Here is a 279-nt window from a genome sequence, read left to right as displayed (position 1 = left end):
GCAAATGTGACGATTCCAAGCAACCAAGGTAATCAAACAGTACCCGATGTAACTGGTAAGACAGGCGAACATGTCACTGTTGATGTGCCATTACTTAAAGGTTACACACCAGATAAAACGACGGTACCAGCCACAGTTAATCCAGATGGCACGATCACGGTCGATAATCCAACAACTACAGGTAAAGTGACCTACACACCAAATGATGCCAAGGCAAATGTGACGATTCCAAGCAACCAAGGTGATCAAACGGTACCTGATGTAACTGGTAAGACGGGC

General features: G+C 45.5%; 1 protein-coding gene. It reads left to right on the top strand.

Going from position 1 to position 279, the window contains the following annotated elements:
* A partial coding sequence (locus tag CES79_RS12925; RefSeq protein WP_225362452.1) for a hypothetical protein occupies positions 1-279 on the top strand: 279 nt, incomplete at both ends.

This window comes from Secundilactobacillus silagei JCM 19001, from assembly GCF_002217945.1.
GTDB lineage: Bacteria > Bacillota > Bacilli > Lactobacillales > Lactobacillaceae > Secundilactobacillus > Secundilactobacillus silagei.
Note: the sequence above shows the minus strand (reverse complement) of the source record. Positions and strands in the feature narration are given on the sequence as shown.